Genomic DNA, 262 nt, shown 5'->3' on the forward strand with positions numbered 1-262 from the left:
GTGCATTGCTAAAAAGCAATGCCAGCATGAGGCTGAAGTTTCTAGTTAATCTCATCATTAGTTCTCATATTCTTTATTGGTTAAGGTTAGCTGATTGTTTAAAGCAGTTAGGGTTACGACTTGCTTAGGCGTTACAAAGCTAACGGCTTGGGTATCGAGGGGAGCAATTTTTAAAGCTTGCGGTTCACCTAACAGACTCACATCAAGCAATAGTTCACTAAAGGTGTCGTTTTTAATCACCAATTGATGGGACGTATTAGGC

The 262-nt window shown here is 40.1% G+C and carries 1 protein-coding gene; it reads right to left on the reverse strand.

Annotated elements, in window-relative coordinates; translation table 11 throughout:
* Window positions 1–57: 57 nt before the first annotated feature.
* Window positions 58–262 (reverse strand): beta clamp domain-containing protein (locus Q4528_RS14375; RefSeq protein ID WP_303522310.1); only part of this gene is annotated, 205 nt, incomplete at its 5' end.

This window comes from Staphylococcus pasteuri (genome assembly GCF_030547725.1).
In the GTDB taxonomy this organism is placed as follows: domain Bacteria; phylum Bacillota; class Bacilli; order Staphylococcales; family Staphylococcaceae; genus Staphylococcus; species Staphylococcus pasteuri.